The sequence below is a fragment of the Kitasatospora sp. GAS204B genome (genome assembly GCF_029892155.1).
Classification (GTDB): domain Bacteria; phylum Actinomycetota; class Actinomycetes; order Streptomycetales; family Streptomycetaceae; genus Kitasatospora.
The window spans coordinates 24,115-41,112 of sequence record NZ_JARZAG010000002.1 but is presented as its reverse complement, the minus strand read 5'-3'; the positions used below and the strand labels follow the sequence as shown (position 1 = coordinate 41,112).

The window sequence follows — 16,998 nt, the reverse complement described above, 5'->3', positions numbered from 1 at the left end:
GGGCCGCTATGCGAATCACCACGCGCAACGCCCGCTTCCAGCAATGGGAGTCCCTGCTCGCCAACCGGAACAAGCGCCAGCGGTCCCGGGAGTTCCTGGTCCAGGGCGTGCGCCCGATCTCGCTGGCGGTGGAGTACGGCTGGCCGATCCGCGCCCTGGTCTACGACTCGGGCCGGCGGCTGTCGAGTTGGGCGGCCGACCTGCTGCGCAGCGCGTCCGTGGACACCGAGACGGTGGCGATGGCGCCCGAACTCCTCGCCGAACTGGGCGAGAAGAACGAGGACGCGCCCGAGCTCATCGCGGTGGTCGAGCTGCCCGCCGACGACCTGGACCGCATCCCCGTCCGCGCCGACTTCCTGGGCGTGCTCTTCGACCGCCCCACCAGCCCCGGCAACATCGGCAGCATCCTGCGCTCGGCCGACGCCTTCGGCGCCCACGGGATGATCGTCTCCGGCCACGCGGCCGACCTCTACGACGCCAAGTCCGTACGCGCCAGCACCGGTTCGCTCTTCGCCCTGCCGGCGGTCCGGGTGCCCTCGCACCGGGAGGTGGCGCAGTGGGTCTCGGCGAAGCGGGCGGCCGGTTGCCCGGTGGTGCTCGTGGGTACGGACGAGCGTGGTGACTGCGAGGTCTTCGACTTCGACTTCACCCAGCCCACTCTGCTGCTGATCGGCAACGAGACGGCGGGCCTGAGCACCGCGTGGCGCGAGTTGTGCGACTACACGGTGAGCATCCCGATGACGGGTGCGGTGAGTTCGCTGAACGCGGCGAACGCGGCGACGGCGGTGCTGTACGAGGCCTCGCGCCAACGGATCGCGGCGGGGCGGCGGGCTGGCTAGCCTGAATCGTTCCCGGATTCGACCGGGGCATCACGAGGGGGAGAGGCGATCATGGGGGAACTGGACGGCAGGACCGCACTGGTGACGGGCGGCTCGCGCGGGATCGGTCGCGCGGTCGCCCTGCGGCTCGCGGCCGAGGGGGCGCTGGTCGCGGTCCACTACGGCGACAACGACGCGGCCGCCGCGCAGACCGTGGCGCGGATCGCCGAGGCCGGCGGCCGGGCGTTCGCGGTGCGGGCCCGGTTCGGCGAGAGCGGTGCGGTGGACCGGCTGTTCGAAGGCCTTACCGCCGGGCTGGCGGACCACGGCGCCGACGGCCTGGACATCCTGGTGAACAACGCGGGCATCCACTCGGTCAGTTCGATCGGACAGCTCACCGAGGAGGAGTTCGAGCGGCTGCTGGCGATCAACGTGACCGCGCCGGTCTTCGTGGTCCAGCGGGCGCTTCCACTGCTGCGGGACGGCGGGCGGATCGTCAACGTGGGCTCGGCGGCCACCCGGATCGCGGCCCCCCTGCAGATCGGCTACACCGTCACCAAGGCGGCGCTGGCGGCCCTCGGCCCGTCGCTCGCCCACGAGTTGGGCGGGCGTGGGATCACCGTGAACACGGTCGAGGCCGGGGTGGTGCGGACCGACATGACCGCCGGCTGGACCTCGGTTCCCGAGGCGCTGGCCGAGCTCGAGGCGATCACCGCGCTCGGACGGCTCGGCGAGCCGGAGGACATCGCGGACGTGGTGGGCTTCCTGGCGGGCCCGCAGGGGCGCTGGGTGACCGGCCAGACCATCGACGTCTCCGGCGGTACCTACCTCGGACCACCGGTGGCGGCCGGCTGATCCACCCGTCCGACCCGAGCGTGAGGGCGCTGGCAGGTGGCGCGGGCGTCGTCGGGGCCTGATCCCGCGATTCACGCTGGGTGTTCGCCGGGCGGGGTGTCATGATCGCCGTCATGACGCGCAACTTTGACCACCTGGTGGCCGAGGCCGCCGAGGTGTCCGTGGAGGGCTGGGACTTCTCCTGGCTGGACGGGCGGGCGACCGAGCAGCGCCCGTCCTGGGGCTACCAGAAGCTGATGAGCGAGCGGATGGCCACCGCCTCGGCAGCGCTGGACATCCAGACCGGGGGCGGCGAGGTGCTCGCCGGGGCGCCGAAGCTCCCGCCGCTGACCGTGGCGACCGAATCGTGGCCGCCGAACCTCGCCAGAGCCACCCGGCTGCTGCACCCGCTCGGCGTGGCCGTCGTGGCCGACCCCGACGAACCGCCGCTGCCCTTCGCCGACGAGGCGTTCGACCTGGTGGTCAGCCGGCACCCGGTGACCGTGTGGTGGTCGGAGATCGCCCGGGTGCTCCGCCCCGGCGGTACGTACCTCTCCCAGCAGGTCGGCCCGGCCAGCGTGTTCGAACTGGTCGAGTACTTCCTGGGCCCGCTCCCCGCCGAGACCCGCCGGGGCCGGCACCCCGAGGACGCCCGTACGGCGGCGGAGGGGGTCGGGCTGGAGGTGCTGGACCTTCGCTCGGAGTCGCTGCGCACCGAGTTCTTCGACATCGGCGCCGTCATCTACTTCCTGCGCAAGGTCATCTGGATGGTGCCCGACTTCACCGTTCACAAGTACCGCGAACGGCTGCGCGAGCTGCACGAACTGATCGAGCGCGAGGGCTCGTTCGTCGCACACACCAGCCGCTTCCTGATCGAGGCCCGGAAGCCGGCCTGACCAGCTGCCCGGCGCCGCGCGGCCTGGTGCAGTCCGTCAGCCAGCCGGGCCGACGATCACCCAGACCCGCTTCCCGACCCCCACGCGTGGGCCAGTTGCTCCACCGGCAGCAGGCCTCGGCCGGCCTCCGCGTCCCCCGTCGCCGGACGGGGGACCGCCCTCACCGGCGCCGCGCCAGCGTCACCCCGTCCCGCACCGGCAGCATCACCGACTCCACCCGCTCATCGCCCGCCACGAGGTCGTTCAGCTCGCGCATCGCGCGGTGGTGGTCCTCCTGGTACGCCGGGTCGAACACCCGCCCGCCGAGGAAGACGTTGTCCAGCACCACCAGGCCGCCCGGGCGCAGCCGGCGGACGATCTCCTCGTAGTAGGCGGGGTAGCTCACCTTGTCGGCGTCGATGAAGGCGATGTCGATGACCGCCTCCTGCGGCATCGCGCGCAGGGTCTCGATCGCCGGGCCGATCTTCAGGTCGATCCGGTCGGTGACGCCGGCCTGCTCCCAGGCCTGTTGCGCGATGGCGGTCCACTCCTCGCTCACGTCGCAGGTGAGCAGGTGGCCGCCTTCGACCAGGCCGCGGGCGATGCAGATGGACGAGTAGCCGGTGAAGGTGCCCACCTCGACGGCGAACCGGGCGCCGGTCAGGCCGGTCAGCAGGGTGAGCAGCGCGCCCTCGTCGTGCGAGATCTGCATCCCCGCCGCGTTGCCGGTGGCTTCCCGGGTGGTGCTGGCCAGTTCCTGGAGTGCCTGGTCGGCCGGGGTGCAGTGGGTCAGCAGGTAGTCGTCGACCACCGGGTCGAGGATCTCCAGGTCCCCGCCCGCCGTCGGCTCGCTCCACCGGACGTCCAACTCCTCCTGGGTGGCGAAGCGCACCAGGTGGCGGGCGACCACGTCCTGGACCCGGGCCAGGCCCTCGGGGTCCGCGGCGGTGGCGATCAGGCGCAGTCCGTCCGACGAGGCGGTGAGCACGCAGCTTCCGGCGCCGAGCGTCACGGTGCCGCGGCTGTCGCCGGCCAGGGCGGTGTCGGCCTTGTGGCCCAGGTGGGAGACGAGTTGCTTGAGGTAGCGGGCGGGGCGGTCGGTGGCGACCAGGGCAGTGGAGATGGGCATGTGGTCCGTCCTGGGGGAGTGAAGTGTTGAGAATTCTCGTCGCTTTTGGTGAGGTCGATTCTGGTGGGGCGTCAGGCCGCTTGTCAAAGCATCGAGATTTATGGACACTTACGGCATGGCAGAAGACGACCTGGTGCTCCGCTCACCCGAGCAGTTCAAGGCCCTCGGCCACCCGGTCCGCCACCGCCTGGTGAACATGCTGCGCCAGCGGCCGGCCACGCTGCGCCAGCTCGCGGCCGGCCTCGGGATGGCCAAGGGGACGGTCGGCTACCACGTGCGGGTGCTGCGCGAGGCCGGGCTGGTCCGCCTCGCGGAGACCCGGCAGGTGCGCGGTGGGACCGAGCAGTACTTCGCGCTGGTCAGCAAGGGCTTCACGTTCCACGAGGAGGCCGAGGGCGGCCGCGAGTTCCTGATCGACGCGGCGCTCGGCGAGATGCTCCCGCTGCGCCCCGGGCAGGCCGAGCACACCGTGCTGCGCCACCTCTGGCTCTCCGACGAGGAGGCGCACGCGCTGGCGGCGCGACTGCGCGAGCAGGCCGAAGAGCGGCTCACGGTCGACAAGTTCCGTGGTGCGCCCTACGGCCTGCTGGTCTGCCTGTATCCGGCCGACATCCCGACCCTGGGCCCTGACGACGCGGGCTGACCCCTGTGCAGCCCGTGCCGTCCGGCCCTTGGCTCACTCGCTGCGCAGCACCTGCGCAATGGTCATCCGGGCCGCCGACCGGGCCGGGAGCAGCGCGCCCAGCACCGCGATGGCCAGCCCGGAGAGCACCACCACGGTGAGCGCGCCGGGGTGCCAGACGTCCAGCATGCTCGGCGGCAGTTCGAGGCCCACCGCGTTCGTCATCGCGGGCAGGATCACCCGGTGCGCGGCGATCCCCAGCGGGACGCCGATCAGACCGCCGACCGCTCCCAGGGCCGCCATCGAGGTGACCATCATCGCCGTCACCTGACGGGGCGTCATGCCGATCGACTTGAGCATGCCCAGGTCGCGGCGGCGCTCGCGGGCGTTCAGCACGACGGTGTTGAAGACGCCGAGCGCCGCGACCGTGCCCAGCAGGATGCTGAGCAGCGTGGCGGTGCCGATGACGGTGACCTGGATGTTGTTGGGGCCCCCGGCTGGGGAGGGCTGGAGGCTGGGTTCAGCCGCCTTGGCCGCGGCGTCGTAGGTGTTGACGTCGGTGCCGTGGGCGAGGTGCACCCAGTACTGGTTGACGTAACCCGCCGCCGTGGCCTCGGGCACCAGTGCGGTCAGCGTCGACCAGGGGGCCTCCAACTCGTCCGGGCCGCCGCTGCCGTCCTCACCGACCAGGGTCACCGCCTGCTGATGGCCGTCCAGGCCCACGGTCACCCGGCTGCCCAGCTTGAGGCCGCGCTTGTGCAGGAACGCCGATCCCACCACCGCCTCGTCGGGCCCGTGCGCCCAGCGGCCCTTGAACAACTGCACCGGACTGCCGGCGGTCCAGCCGGACCCGCGGAAGAACCAGGCGTGGACGTTCTGGTTCTCGCCCGACAGGCCGACCAGGACCGGTGCCGCGGCGATCACCGAGCCGTTGCCGGGCAGGGACCGCAGCATGCCCTCGATCTGCGGGTCCGTCAGCTCGGGGGAGACCTGGCCGGGCACGCTCGGATCGCCGACGTAGAACGTCGAGTCCACCCGCCAGTTGCTGCTGTCGCGGCTGCCCATCATCACGTTGACCGAGTTGGTCAGCCCGGTCGTCAGGGTCACCGTGAGCACGCCCATGACGATCGACATCATGGTCAGCCCGGTTCGCCAGGGCCGGGCGAACGGCAGGCCCAGGCCCAGGCTGACGGAGCGCGGCAGCCTGCTCCCGCTGAGCCGGCGCTGCACCCGCAGTCCGCGTCCGGCGGTCGGCGCGCTGCCCGCGCTGATCGCCCGGGCGGCGGACAGCCCGTGCGCGCGCAGGGCGGGCAGCAAGGCCGCGAGCAGCACCAGCGCGGGCATGCCCACCAGTGTCGCCAGCTGGACCCACGGGCTCAGGGTGGGGCGGATGTACCCGGAGTTGAAGCCGGAGAACGACATCTGCAGCAGCGGCTTCGCGGCCACCCCACCGAGCAGGGTGCCGAGCGTGCCGCCCACCACGCCCGGGACCAGCATCATCAGCAGGTACACCGCCACCACCTGGTTCGGCGTGAACCCCAGCGCCTTGAGCACCCCGATGTGCCGGTAGCCGGAGACCACCGCGCCGCTGACCACGTTGGCGGTGATCAGCACCGCGACCAGGAGGCCGAGGATGCCGAAGGCCATCAGGAACGGGACGTAGGCGTTGGCCGTGTTGGTGAGGTCCCACTTGACCGTCAGGTACTCGAGCGAACCGAGCACCGAGCCCTGCGGCAGCCCGGCGGTGACCGCGGCCAGGTCGGCCTTGACCTGGGTGTCGCTGCCGGCGTGCGCGAACCGGTAGAGCACCTGGCTGGTGGTCGGGTGCATGGCGGCCAGCTGGTCGGGCGTCACCCAGGCGCCCGCGGTCTGGCTCAGGCTGGAGGCGAAGCCCACGATGACCAGCGGTGGGGCGCCGGGCAGGACGAGCCGGCTGCCGACCTCCTCGTACCGTGCGAACGTCTCGCCGGGCGGCCGCATCACCACCACCTCGCCGGGCCGCTGGACCCAGCGCCCGCTCCAGACGTCGACCCGGTCCACCGGGCCGCCCGGGTCGGCGCGGCCCACGAAGGCGATCGGGCCGAGCGGCGGGTTGTCCACCCCGGGGACGGGGGCCATGTTGTTGGGCGGTGCGGTGAGCACGGTCTCGGCGAACGGCCCGGCCACGTCGGTGACCCCGGGCTGGTGCGCGGCCTGGGTGAGCTGGGCGTCGGTGACCTTGGACGCGTCGTAGGTGACGGTGAGCTGCGAACCGCGCTGCTGGGCGAAGGCGTCGTCGAAGGGCGCCGAGGCGGCCGCCATCAGGCCGAGCGCGACCACCAGCGTGACGGTGGAGGTGAGGACGACCAGCCCGATCACGAAGGTCTGCAACCGCCGCCGCCGCACCGCCGCGCGCGAGGCACGCCACACCGCGCTCATGCGCTGCGCTCCAGTGCCGTCTCCCGGGCCACCCGGCCGTCGGTGAACTCGACCAGACGACTCGCGCACCGGGTGGCCAACCGCTTGTCGTGCGTCACCATCAGCAGCGTCTGCCCCATCTGGTTGAGGTCGATCAGCAGGTCCATCACCTGCTCCCCGGAGTGGCTGTCCAGCGCGCCGGTCGGCTCGTCGGCCAGCAGCAGCGCCGGACGGTTCATCAGGGCCCGGGCCACCGCGACCCGCTGGCGCTCGCCGCCGCTGAGCACCGCGGGGTAGGCGTTGCGGCGCTGCGCGATGCCCAGCTCGTCCAGCAGCTCCAGGGCGCGGCGGCGGGCCTGGCCGGCCGGGGTGCCGGTCAGCTGGCCGGCGAGCGCGACGTTGTCGAGCGCCGGCAGGTCGTCGATCAGGTTGAAGAACTGGAAGATCATGCCGATCCGGCGCCGCCGGAAGAGCGCCAGCCCGGTCTCGTTGAGCGTGCCCAGGTCCTCGCCGTGCACGGTCACCGAGCCGGCGGTCGGCCGGTCCAGGCCGGCGATCATGTTGAGCAGGGTGGACTTGCCGCACCCCGAGGGCCCCATCACGGCGACCGCCTCGCCGGCCTGGATCTCCAGCGACACGCCGTCGAGCGCGACCGACTCCCCGTACTCCTTGCGTACGCCGTCGAGGCGTACCACCACGTTTTCCGTACTCTCCGCACTGGTCATGGCGGTAAAGCTAGGCGCGCGGCCCGGGTTGGCGAGTCAGCCCCCCGTGGTAACCCCGGCGCGAGGTCATCCCGGAGATGTACGGGCTACCCTGCACTTCGTGACCACCGATGCGACCAGCGACGTGACCAGCGAAGAACCCGCCTTCCCCGCCCTGCGCGGCGCCGCCACCGGCGTCGGCTCGATGCCCGGTACCGACGCCCGGGAGGCCGCGAAGACGGCGGTCGGGGCCCTGGAGCAGCTGCCGTTCCTGCCCGAGCTGCCGGCCCGCGGGCCCGGGGCGGACATGATCGGGCGCGGCGCCGGGCTGCTGGTGGAGCTGTTCGCGCAGGTCGAGCCGAGCGGCTGGCGGTTCGCCGACCGGCCGGGCCGGGACACCCGGCGCGCACGCTCCTGGCTGGGCGAGGACCTGGACGCGCTGGAGGAGTTCACCCAGGGGTACACCGGCGCGCTCAAGGTGCAGGCGGTCGGCCCGTGGACGCTGGCGGCGGCCGTCGAACTGCGGCACGGCGAGAAGGCGCTGGCCGACCCAGGCGCCTGCCGCGACATCGCCGGCTCGCTCACCGAGGGCCTGCGCCGCCACCTCGCCGAGCTGCGCACGCGGGTGCCCGGCGCCAAGCTGGTGCTCCAGCTGGACGAGCCCTCGCTGCCCGCCGTGCTGGCCGGCGCGGTGAAGACCGCCAGCGGCTTCCAGCGACTGCGTTCGGTGGACCGGCAGCGGGCCGAGGAAGCGCTGCGCGAGCTGATCCGCGCGCTGGACGTGCCGGTGATCGTCCACTCCTGCGCGCCCGAGGTGCCAATCCCCTTGCTGCGCCGGGCCGGTGTGGCGGGCATCTCGCTGGACTTCGGTCTGCTGACGGAGCGTGAGGACGAGGTGGTCGGCGAGGCCGTCGAGGCGGGGACGGTCTTCCTCGCCGGAGTGGTGCCCTCCGTTGAAGCGGGATTGTCGGACCCGGCCGGTAATGTCACCGGTGTCAGGACGTTGTGGCGCAGGCTCGGACTCGATCCGGAACTGCTGGGCCGCCGCGTGCTGGTGACGCCGACCTGCGGGCTGGCGGGCGCGAGCCCGGCCTATGCGCGCAAGGCGCTGTCACTCAGCGTGAGGGGAGCCCAGAGCCTGGTGGACAACCCGGTGTAGGACCCAACAGGAGGCGAACGGTGGCGGCTGTCGAGGGCTGGGAGGAAGTCCCGGCGGAGGTGCGGCGGCGCCACACCGAGCTGGCGGCCGAGCTCGAGGAGCACCGGGTCCGCTACTACGAGCAGGACGCCCCGGTGGTCAGCGACGCCGAGTTCGACGTCCTGATGCGCGAGCTGGAGGCGATCGAGGCCGAGCACCCGGTGCTGGTGACTCCGGACTCGCCGACCCAGAAGGTGGGCGGCGGCGCGGCCGAGGGGTTCACCAAGGTCGAGCACCGCGAGCGGCTGCTCAGCCTGGACAACGCGATGGACGACGAGGAGTTGGCAGCCTGGGCCGACCGGGTGGCCCGCGAGCTGGACGGCGTCGACTACCACTACCTGTGCGAGCTCAAGGTGGACGGCCTGGCCGTCAACCTCACCTACGTCAACGGTGAGCTGGTGCTCGCCGCCACCCGGGGCACCGGCCGGGTCGGCGAGGACATCACCGCCAACGTCCGCACCATCAAGGACATCCCGCACCGGCTGCAGGGCGAGAACGTCCCCGCGCTGGTGGAGATCCGCGGCGAGGTCTACCTCCCCACCGAGGCTTTCGCCGACCTGAACGCCTCGCTCGCGGCGCAGAACGAGCGCCGCAGGCGGGAGAACGAGGAGCGGGCCAAGGAGGGCAAGCGTCCGCAGGCCCTGGTCAAGCTCTTCGCCAACCCGCGCAACGCCGCCGCCGGTTCGCTGCGCCAGAAGGACCCGCTGGTCACCGCGTCCCGCCCGCTGCACATGGTGGTGCACGGCATCGGCGCCCGCGAGGGCTTCGACATCGACTGCCAGTCGCACGCCTACCAGTTGCTGCGCGACTGGGGCCTGCCGACCGCCAGGCACAACCGGGTGGTCGGCACGCTCGACGAGGTCCGGGCCTTCATCAAGCAGTACGGCGAGCAGCGCCACTCGGTCGAGCACGAGATCGACGGCGTGGTGGTCAAGGTCGACGAGATCGCGCTGCAGGGCCGGCTCGGCTCCACCTCCAAGTCGCCGCGCTGGGCGATCGCCTGGAAGTACCCGCCGGAGGAGGTCACCGCCAAGCTGGACCGGATCCAGGTCGGCATCGGCCGCACCGGGCGGGCCACCCCGTTCGCGGTGCTGGCCGAGCCGGTCAAGGTGGCCGGCTCGATGGTGCAGTACGCGACGCTGCACAACCAGGACGTGGTCAAGGCCAAGGGCGTGCTGCTCGGGGACACGGTGGTGCTGCGCAAGGCCGGTGACGTGATCCCGGAGATCCTCGGCCCGGTCGAGGACCTGCGGGACGGCACCGAGCGGGAGTTCGTGATGCCGAGCCACTGCCACGAGTGCGGCACCGAGCTGCGCGCGATGTCCGAGGGCGACATCGACCTGCGCTGCCCCAACACCCAGTTCTGCCCGGCCCAGATCCGCGAGCGGATCGCCTACCTGGGCGGCCGCGAGTCGCTGGACATCGACGGCCTCGGCTACGTGGCGGCCACCGCGCTCACCCAGCCGCTGGAGCCGGCCGACCCGCCCGTCAAGAACGAGGGGGACATCTTCGGCCTGACTGTCGAGCAACTGCTGCCGATCAAGGTGCTGGTGCGCGACCAGAAGACCGGCATGCCCAAGCTGGACGACAAGACCGGCAAGGAGAAGCAGGTCGCGTTCTTCGCCAACCTCAAGGGCGAGCCGAAGAAGACGGCGACCCTGCTGGTCGACAACCTGGCGGCGGCCAGGGAGCGCCCGCTCTGGCGCTACCTCAACGGCCTGTCGATCCGTCATGTCGGCCCGGTGGCCGCCCAGGCGCTGGCCCGCGAGTTCCGCGACCTTGACGCGATCTTCGCGGCGAGCGAGGAGCAGCTGGCCGCCACCGAGGGGGTCGGCCCGATCATCGCCCGGGCGATCATCGAGTGGCACGAGGAGGAGTGGCACCGCGAGATCCTGCACAAGTGGCGTGCGGCGGGGGTCCGTTTCGTCGAGGAGGCCGCCGAGGACGAGGCCGAGCGGCCGCTGGAGGGGCTGACCGTGGTGGTCACCGGCACGCTGGCCGGGCACACCCGGGACGGAGCCAAGGAGGCGCTGGTCTCGCGCGGTGCGAAGGTGACCGGTTCGGTGTCGAAGAAGACCGACTTCGTCGTGGTCGGCGACAATCCGGGTTCGAAGTATGACAAGGCGGTCCAACTCGGGCTGCCCGTCCTGGATGACGCCGGCTTCGAGGTGCTGCTGGAGGCCGGCCCGGCCGCGGCCCGCGCGCACCTCGGGCTGCCGCCGATCGAGAGTGCGCCCGCGAAGGAGTCCGCGGGCGTAACCCCTGAGGGGCCTGACCAGGGCTGACGTATCCCTCTTGTTATCGTGCTGATGCCCCGTCACCTGGATGGTGGGCGTGTAAAGGGGGCATCGTGTCACTGTGCGGCGCCGGATCCGTGCTGGCGTGCTCCCGGATGACCGAAAGTCCGCCCTCCCCGTGGGGGCGGACTTACCCTGGAGCGCAACAGTGTGTCAGCAGGAGTGGGGGGCACCGGCCAGCTCGACAAGTCGGGGGCCGGCGTCGACAGGGGCGCTTCCGGGCTGAGACCGACTGGCACGTGATCAGGTAAGTGCCAGGGCCGACCGTGCTTCGGGTCGGTTCCAGCCGCGATGCGGCCTGGCGGGGGCGGGCCTGACGGAGGACAGGGCGTATGGATGGTTCGACCGGCGGTGCGCTGACGCGTCCGCCGCAGGGGGTGGCGGGTGCGGTCCTGCTGCTCGGTGTGCTGCTGGCCGGGGCCGCACCGCTCATTCCGCTGGCCGTCCTGGTCAGCCGGTACGAGCCCGAACTGCTGCCGCTCTTCGCGGTCCCGCTGGCCGTCCTGGTGGCGGCCTGGCGGATCGCCCGGGACCGGGCCCGCGACCAGCTCACCGATCCGCTGACCGGCCTGCCGAACCGCCATGCCCTGCTGCTGGCCGCCCAGGAGGCGATCCTGGAGCACGAGACCGAGGAGGAGTACAGCGTCGGTCTGATCCTGCTGGACCTCGATCGGTTCCGGTCGCTGAACGACACCCTCGGGCATGCGGCCGGCGATCGCTTACTCGTGCACATCGGCCGCCGGCTGCACCGCGTGCTGCGCGGTGCCACCGGCGTACCGAAGCCCGCGGCTGGCCCAGGCGGCCCAGGTGGCCCGGGCGGCCCATCCGGAACGACGGATCCGGCCGATCCGACCGGCGCCGCCCTGCCGGCCCGGCGCGGCCGTTGTCCGGGTGGCGGCCCGGGCGGCGGCCCGGACGGGCTGGGTCCGTTCGGGCCGCTCGCCGCCGCCGACCGCCGCCGGGAGACCGAGGAACTGCTGGCCGGCCTGCCGCCCGCCGCCGAGCACGGCCGCCGCGCGGTGGTGGCCCGGATGGGCGGCGACGAGTTCGCCGTGCTGCTGCCCGGGGTCGGCCACCCCGACACCCTGGAGCGGCTGGCCAAGGCGCTGATCGCCGAACTCGCCGCGCCGATCCGGCTCGACGGCCTGCTGCTGGTGCTGGAGGCCACCGCCGGTGTCTGCGTCTACCCACAGCACGCCGGCGACGCAGAATCGTTGCTGCGTCGCGCGGACGTGGCGATGGGCCACGCGCAGCGCGGGCGCACCGGAGTCGAGCAGTACGACCACTCCCAGGACGCCGACACGCCCTACCGGATCGGCCTGCTCGGCGACCTGCGCCGGGCGCTGGAGACCGGCGAGGTGCAACTGCACTACCAGCCCAAGGTGGCCTTCGACGGCCGGGTGGTGGGCCTGGAGGCGCTGCTCCGCTGGGAGCGGCCGGGACGCGGTCGGGTCTCCCCCGACGAGTTCGTCGGCCTCGCCGAGTCCAGCGGCCTGATGCCCCGCCTGACCGACTACGTCCTGGAGGCCGCGATCGGCCAGCTCGCCACCTGGCGGGCGCAGGGCCTCCAGGTGCAGGTGGCGGTCAACGTCTCGCCGCGCGACGTGCTCAACCCCGGCTTCGCCCAGCGGGTGGCCGACCACCTGAGCCGCAATCAGGTACCGGCCCAGGCGCTGCAGTTGGAGATCACCGAGCGGCTGCTGCTGGACGACTCGCGGCGGGCCGCCGACACCCTGGCCGAACTGCGCCGGTACGGCGTGGGGATGTCCCTGGACGACTTCGGCACCGGCCACTCCTCGCTGGTGCGACTGCGCAGCCTGCCGGTCGGCGAGCTGAAGATCGACCGCTCCTTCGTCTCCCGGATGGTCGCCGACGACCACGACGCGGCGGTGGTCCGCTGCTCGGTCGAACTCGCCCACTCGCTCGGCCTGACCGTGGTCGCCGAGGGCGTGGAGGACGACGAGACCTGGGAGCGCCTGCACGGCCTGGGCGTGGACGCCGTCCAGGGCTGGCTGGTCTCCGCCGCGCTGCCCGCCGACCAGGCCACCGCCTGGCTGCGGGTGCACCGCACCGGACCGCCCTCCGCCGAGCGGCTCACCCACCTGGAACGCTGGACCGGGCAGGCCGAACTGCGCCACCCCGGCCTGCCCCGCCAGCCGCTCAGCCCGCCCACCGAGGCTCCTACGACCCCGCAGTAACACGGGGGGCGGGTCCGGCCCCCTAGGATGGGCGGTAAAGACAAGAGGACGGCTGACCAGCAGGCCCCGCGCCGCCGGTCCCGTCCGGGCTGGACACCGCCGTGTGTCCGGCCTTACTCAGAACTCACCTTGAGGATCGCTGCATGCCTGGCATCACGCGCGAGGAGGTCGCCCACCTCGCCCGGCTGTCGCGTCTGGAGCTGCAGGCGGAAGAGCTTGACCACTTCGCCGAGCAGCTGGACGTGATCATCGGCGCGGTCGCCCGCGTCTCCGAGGTCGCCGGAGCGGACGTCCCGCCCACCTCCCACCCGCTGCCGCTGACCAACGTCATGCGCGCGGACGAGGTCCGGCCCTCGCTCACGCCCGAGCAGGCGCTGTCCGGCGCCCCCGCCGCCGAGGAGCAGCGTTTCCGGGTTCCGCAGATCCTCGGGGAGGACTGACCAGCGATGACCGACCTGATCAAGCACACCGCCGCGCAGACCGCGGCGGCGATCGCCGCCGGCACCGTCAGCGCCGTCGAGGTGGCACAGGCCCACCTGGACCGGATCGACGCCGTCGACAAGAAGGTCAACGCCTTCCTGCACGTGGACACCGAGGGCGCCCTGGCGGCCGCTCGCGCCGTGGACGCCAAGCGCGCCAAGGGCGAGGAGCTCGGCCCGCTGGCCGGCGTGCCGCTCGCGCTGAAGGACGTCTTCACCACCAAGGGCGTCCCGACCACCTGCGGCTCCAAGATCCTCGAAGGCTGGATCCCGCCCTACGACGCCACCCTGACGACCCGTCTGAAGGACGCGGGCGTGGTGATCCTGGGCAAGACCAACATGGACGAGTTCGCGATGGGCTCCTCCACCGAGAACTCCGCGTACGGCACCACCGGCAACCCCTGGGACCTGTCCCGGATCCCCGGTGGCTCGGGCGGCGGCTCGGCGGCCGCGCTGGCCGCCTACCAGGCCCCGCTGGCGATCGGCACCGACACCGGCGGCTCGATCCGCCAGCCCGGCGCCGTCACCGGCACGGTCGGCGTCAAGCCCACCTACGGCTCGGTCTCCCGCTACGGCCTGATCGCCTTCTCCTCCTCGCTCGACCAGGGCGGCCCGTGCGCCCGCACCGTGCTGGACGCGGCGCTGCTGCACGAGGCGATCGCCGGCCACGACCCGCTGGACTCCACCTCGATCGACGCTCCGGTGCCGGCCGTGGTCGCCGCCGCCAAGCTGCGCGACGTGCGCGGCATGCGGATCGGCGTGGTCAAGGAGTTCGCCGGCGAGGGCTACCAGGCCGGCGTGATGCAGCGCTTCAACGAGAGCGTGGAGCTGCTGCGCGAGCTGGGCGCCGAGGTGGTCGAGGTCTCCTGCCCGTCCTTCACCCTGGCGCTGCCCGCCTACTACCTGATCGCGCCCAGCGAGGCCTCCTCCAACCTGGCCCGCTTCGACGCGATGCGCTACGGCCTGCGGGTCGGCGACGACGGCAGCGCCTCGGCCGAGCAGGTCACCGCGCTCACCCGGGAGGCCGGGTTCGGCCCCGAGGTCAAGCGCCGGATCATCCTGGGCACCTACGCCCTCTCCTCGGGCTACTACGACGCCTACTACGGCTCGGCCCAGAAGGTCCGCACGCTGATCTCGCGCGATTTCGACCAGGCCTTCGCCGACGTCGACGTGCTGGTCTCGCCGACCACCCCCACCACCGCCTTCCCGATCGGCGAGCGCGCCGACGACCCGATGGCGATGTACCTGGCCGACCTGTGCACCATCCCCTCGAACCTCGCGGGCAACGCGGCCATGTCACTGCCCTGCGGGCTGGCCCCGGAGGACAATCTCCCGGTCGGCCTGCAGATCATCGCACCCGCGATGGCGGACGACCGCCTGTACCGCGTGGGCGGCGCCGTGGAGGCCGCACTCAACGACAAGTGGGGTCACCCCCTGCTGGAGGAGGCACCGGCACTGTGAGCAAGCTAGAGAAGGCCAAAGGCTTCAAGCACACCAAGCCCGGCCTGTGGCTGTCCATCGGCACCAGCACCTTCGGTGCACTGGGCGTCGTCAAGGAATTCAGGAAGGCCCGCAGCGAGAACGACACCCTGCTGCTGGCCAACGCCGTCGTAGGTGCCGCGGCGCTGCTCACCGGCACCCTGCTGCTGGTCCGTGAGCTGCGCCAGCTGGGCAGCGACGACGTCCTCGCGGGCTGACGCCCCGTCGGGTCCGGCCCCGTGCGCGGGGCCGGACCGGTACCTCCCAAGTCTTTTAGTGAAGGGGACGCTGTGAGCGTCATGAACCTGGTCTCCTACGACGACGCACTCGCCTCCTACGACCCCGTCATGGGCCTGGAGGTCCACGTCGAGCTGGGCACCAAGACGAAGATGTTCTGCGGCTGCTCGACCGAGCTGGGCGCCGAGCCCAACTCGCAGACCTGCCCGACCTGCCTGGGCCTGCCCGGCTCGCTGCCGGTGGTGAACGCGATCGGCGTCGAGTCGGCCGTCCGGATCGGGCTGGCGCTCAACTGCGAGATCGCCGAGTGGTGCCGGTTCGCGCGGAAGAACTACTTCTACCCGGACATGCCGAAGAACTTCCAGACCTCGCAGTACGACGAGCCGATCGCCTTCAACGGCTACCTGGACGTGCAGCTGGAGGACGGCGAGACCTTCCGGGTCGAGATCGAGCGCGCCCACATGGAGGAGGACACCGGCAAGTCCAGCCACGTCGGCGGCGCGACCGGCCGGATCCACGGCGCCACCCACTCGCTGCTGGACTACAACCGGGCCGGCATCCCGCTGATCGAGATCGTCACCAAGCCGATCGAGGGCGCCGGCAGGCGCGCGCCCGAGGTGGCCAAGGCCTACGTGGCCGAACTGCGCGAGCTGATCAAGGCGCTGGGCGTCTCCGAGGCGCGGATGGACAAGGGCCAGATGCGCTGCGACGTCAACCTGTCGCTGCGCCCGAACGGGACCGAGACCTTCGGCACCCGCTCGGAGACCAAGAACGTCAACTCGCTGCGCAGCGTGGAGCGGGCCGCCCGGTTCGAGATCCAGCGGCACGCCACGGTGCTCGGCGACGGCGGCACGATCGTGCAGGAGACCCGGCACTTCCACGAGGAGGACGGCTCCACCACGGCCGGCCGGATCAAGGACAACGCCGAGGACTACCGCTACTTCCCGGAGCCCGACCTGGTCCCGATCGCCCCGGCCCGGGAGTGGGTCGAGGAGCTGCGGGCCGAGCTGCCGGAGCTGCCCCGGGTGCGCCGGGCCCGGCTGCAGGCCGAGTGGGGCCTGTCCGACCTGGACATGCAGTCGGTGCTCAACGCCGGTGCGGTGGAGCTGATCGAGCAGACCATCGCGGCCGGCGCCCCGGCCGACCAGGCCCGCAAGTGGTGGCTGGGCGAGCTGGCCCGGCGGTCCAACGAGACCGGCATCGAGCTGGCCGAGCAGCCGATCACCCCGGCCCAGGTGGCCCGGGTCTGCGCGCTGGTGGCCGAGGGCAAGCTCAACGACAAGCTGGCCCGCCAGGTGATCGAGGGCGTGCTGGCCGGCGAGGGCGAGCCGGACGAGGTGGTCGCCGCCCGCGGCCTGGCCGTGGTCTCGGACGACTCCGCGCTGGGCGCGGCCGTCGACCAGGCCATCGCCGACAACTCCGCCATCGCCGACAAGATCCGCGACGGCAAGGTCGCCGCAGTCGGCGCTCTGGTCGGCGCGGTGATGAAGGCCACCCGCGGCCAGGCGGACGCGGCGAAGGTCAAGGACCTCATCCTGGAGAAGCTCGGCGCCGCCTAGGCCCGGGCCCGCTCTAAGGACCTCCAAAGCGCTGGTGGCCGCCCCTCCTTAGGGGCGGCCACCAGCGCTTTCGGCGTTCCCGCCGGCTTCCTAAGGAGCTGACGCCCCGCAAGATCCGGCAAGCTGCCGATGCCCCGTCCCCGCCTGGCAGAGGAGGCTCTAGGTATCGCGA

General features: G+C 72.2%; 14 protein-coding genes. 11 read left to right on the top strand and 3 right to left on the bottom strand.

Annotated features, from left to right (window positions below):
• Window positions 1-8 precede the first annotated feature (8 nt).
• The 3 genes from P3T41_RS02840 (at window position 9) to P3T41_RS02830 (ending at window position 2,548) form a co-directional block, all read left to right on the top strand.
• Window positions 9-839 (top strand): RNA methyltransferase, encoded by an 831-nt coding sequence (locus P3T41_RS02840; RefSeq protein ID WP_280687352.1) that lies wholly within the window; start codon window positions 9-11, stop codon window positions 837-839.
• 51 nt (window positions 840-890) lie between these two features.
• Window positions 891-1,673 (top strand): SDR family oxidoreductase, encoded by a 783-nt coding sequence (locus P3T41_RS02835; protein ID WP_280687351.1) that lies wholly within the window; start codon window positions 891-893, stop codon window positions 1,671-1,673.
• Between the two features lie 113 nt (window positions 1,674-1,786).
• Window positions 1,787-2,548, top strand: a complete 762-nt coding sequence (locus P3T41_RS02830; protein WP_280687350.1) for a class I SAM-dependent methyltransferase — start codon at window positions 1,787-1,789, stop codon at window positions 2,546-2,548.
• Window positions 2,549-2,708: 160 nt separating this feature from the next.
• Here the strand turns inward: P3T41_RS02830 and P3T41_RS02825 are convergent, their stop codons facing one another.
• Window positions 2,709-3,656 carry a DUF2218 domain-containing protein gene (locus P3T41_RS02825; protein ID WP_280687349.1) on the bottom strand — a complete coding sequence of 316 codons (948 nt, stop codon included), beginning with the start codon at window positions 3,654-3,656 and terminating at the stop codon, window positions 2,709-2,711.
• 115 nt (window positions 3,657-3,771) lie between these two features.
• Between P3T41_RS02825 and P3T41_RS02820 the strand changes: the two genes are divergently transcribed.
• Complete coding sequence (locus P3T41_RS02820; protein WP_280687348.1) at window positions 3,772-4,299, top strand: winged helix-turn-helix domain-containing protein; 528 nt, start codon at window positions 3,772-3,774, stop codon at window positions 4,297-4,299.
• Window positions 4,300-4,332: 33 nt separating this feature from the next.
• On the opposite strand, the gene P3T41_RS02815 is transcribed toward P3T41_RS02820, so the two are convergent.
• The gene (locus P3T41_RS02815) at window positions 4,333-6,696 is read right to left on the bottom strand and encodes an FtsX-like permease family protein (RefSeq protein WP_280687347.1); all 2,364 of its coding nucleotides are present in this window, start codon (window positions 6,694-6,696) and stop codon (window positions 4,333-4,335) included.
• Window positions 6,693-7,400, bottom strand: coding sequence for an ABC transporter ATP-binding protein (locus P3T41_RS02810; RefSeq protein ID WP_280687346.1), 708 nt, complete (start codon window positions 7,398-7,400; stop codon window positions 6,693-6,695). Before P3T41_RS02810 ends, P3T41_RS02815 begins: the two co-directional genes overlap by 4 nt.
• 100 nt (window positions 7,401-7,500) lie before the next feature.
• Here P3T41_RS02810 and P3T41_RS02805 point away from each other — a divergent pair, with 100 nt between their 5' ends.
• The 7 genes from P3T41_RS02805 (at window position 7,501) to gatB (ending at window position 16,826) form a co-directional block, all read left to right on the top strand.
• The gene (locus tag P3T41_RS02805; protein ID WP_280687345.1) at window positions 7,501-8,538 is read left to right on the top strand and encodes a methionine synthase; all 1,038 of its coding nucleotides are present in this window, start codon (window positions 7,501-7,503) and stop codon (window positions 8,536-8,538) included.
• A 20-nt stretch (window positions 8,539-8,558) separates the two neighbouring features.
• Window positions 8,559-10,862 (top strand): NAD-dependent DNA ligase LigA, encoded by a 2,304-nt coding sequence (gene ligA / locus P3T41_RS02800; RefSeq protein ID WP_280687344.1) that lies wholly within the window; start codon window positions 8,559-8,561, stop codon window positions 10,860-10,862.
• Window positions 10,863-11,206: 344 nt separating this feature from the next.
• Window positions 11,207-13,072 carry a bifunctional diguanylate cyclase/phosphodiesterase gene (locus P3T41_RS02795; protein WP_280687343.1) on the top strand — a complete coding sequence of 622 codons (1,866 nt, stop codon included), beginning with the start codon at window positions 11,207-11,209 and terminating at the stop codon, window positions 13,070-13,072.
• Window positions 13,073-13,215: 143 nt separating this feature from the next.
• Entirely contained in the window at window positions 13,216-13,512 is a 297-nt protein-coding gene (gene gatC, locus P3T41_RS02790; RefSeq protein ID WP_184935436.1) for an Asp-tRNA(Asn)/Glu-tRNA(Gln) amidotransferase subunit GatC, read from the top strand.
• A gap of 6 nt (window positions 13,513-13,518) precedes the next feature.
• The gene (gene gatA, locus P3T41_RS02785; RefSeq protein WP_280687342.1) at window positions 13,519-15,012 is read left to right on the top strand and encodes an Asp-tRNA(Asn)/Glu-tRNA(Gln) amidotransferase subunit GatA; all 1,494 of its coding nucleotides are present in this window, start codon (window positions 13,519-13,521) and stop codon (window positions 15,010-15,012) included.
• Complete coding sequence (locus tag P3T41_RS02780) at window positions 15,009-15,248, top strand: hypothetical protein (RefSeq protein ID WP_280687341.1); 240 nt, start codon at window positions 15,009-15,011, stop codon at window positions 15,246-15,248. Before gatA ends, P3T41_RS02780 begins: the two co-directional genes overlap by 4 nt.
• 72 nt (window positions 15,249-15,320) lie before the next feature.
• A complete protein-coding gene (gene gatB, locus P3T41_RS02775) occupies window positions 15,321-16,826 on the top strand; it encodes an Asp-tRNA(Asn)/Glu-tRNA(Gln) amidotransferase subunit GatB (RefSeq protein WP_280687340.1) in 1,506 nt (501 codons plus the stop codon).
• Window positions 16,827-16,998: the final 172 nt, after the last annotated feature.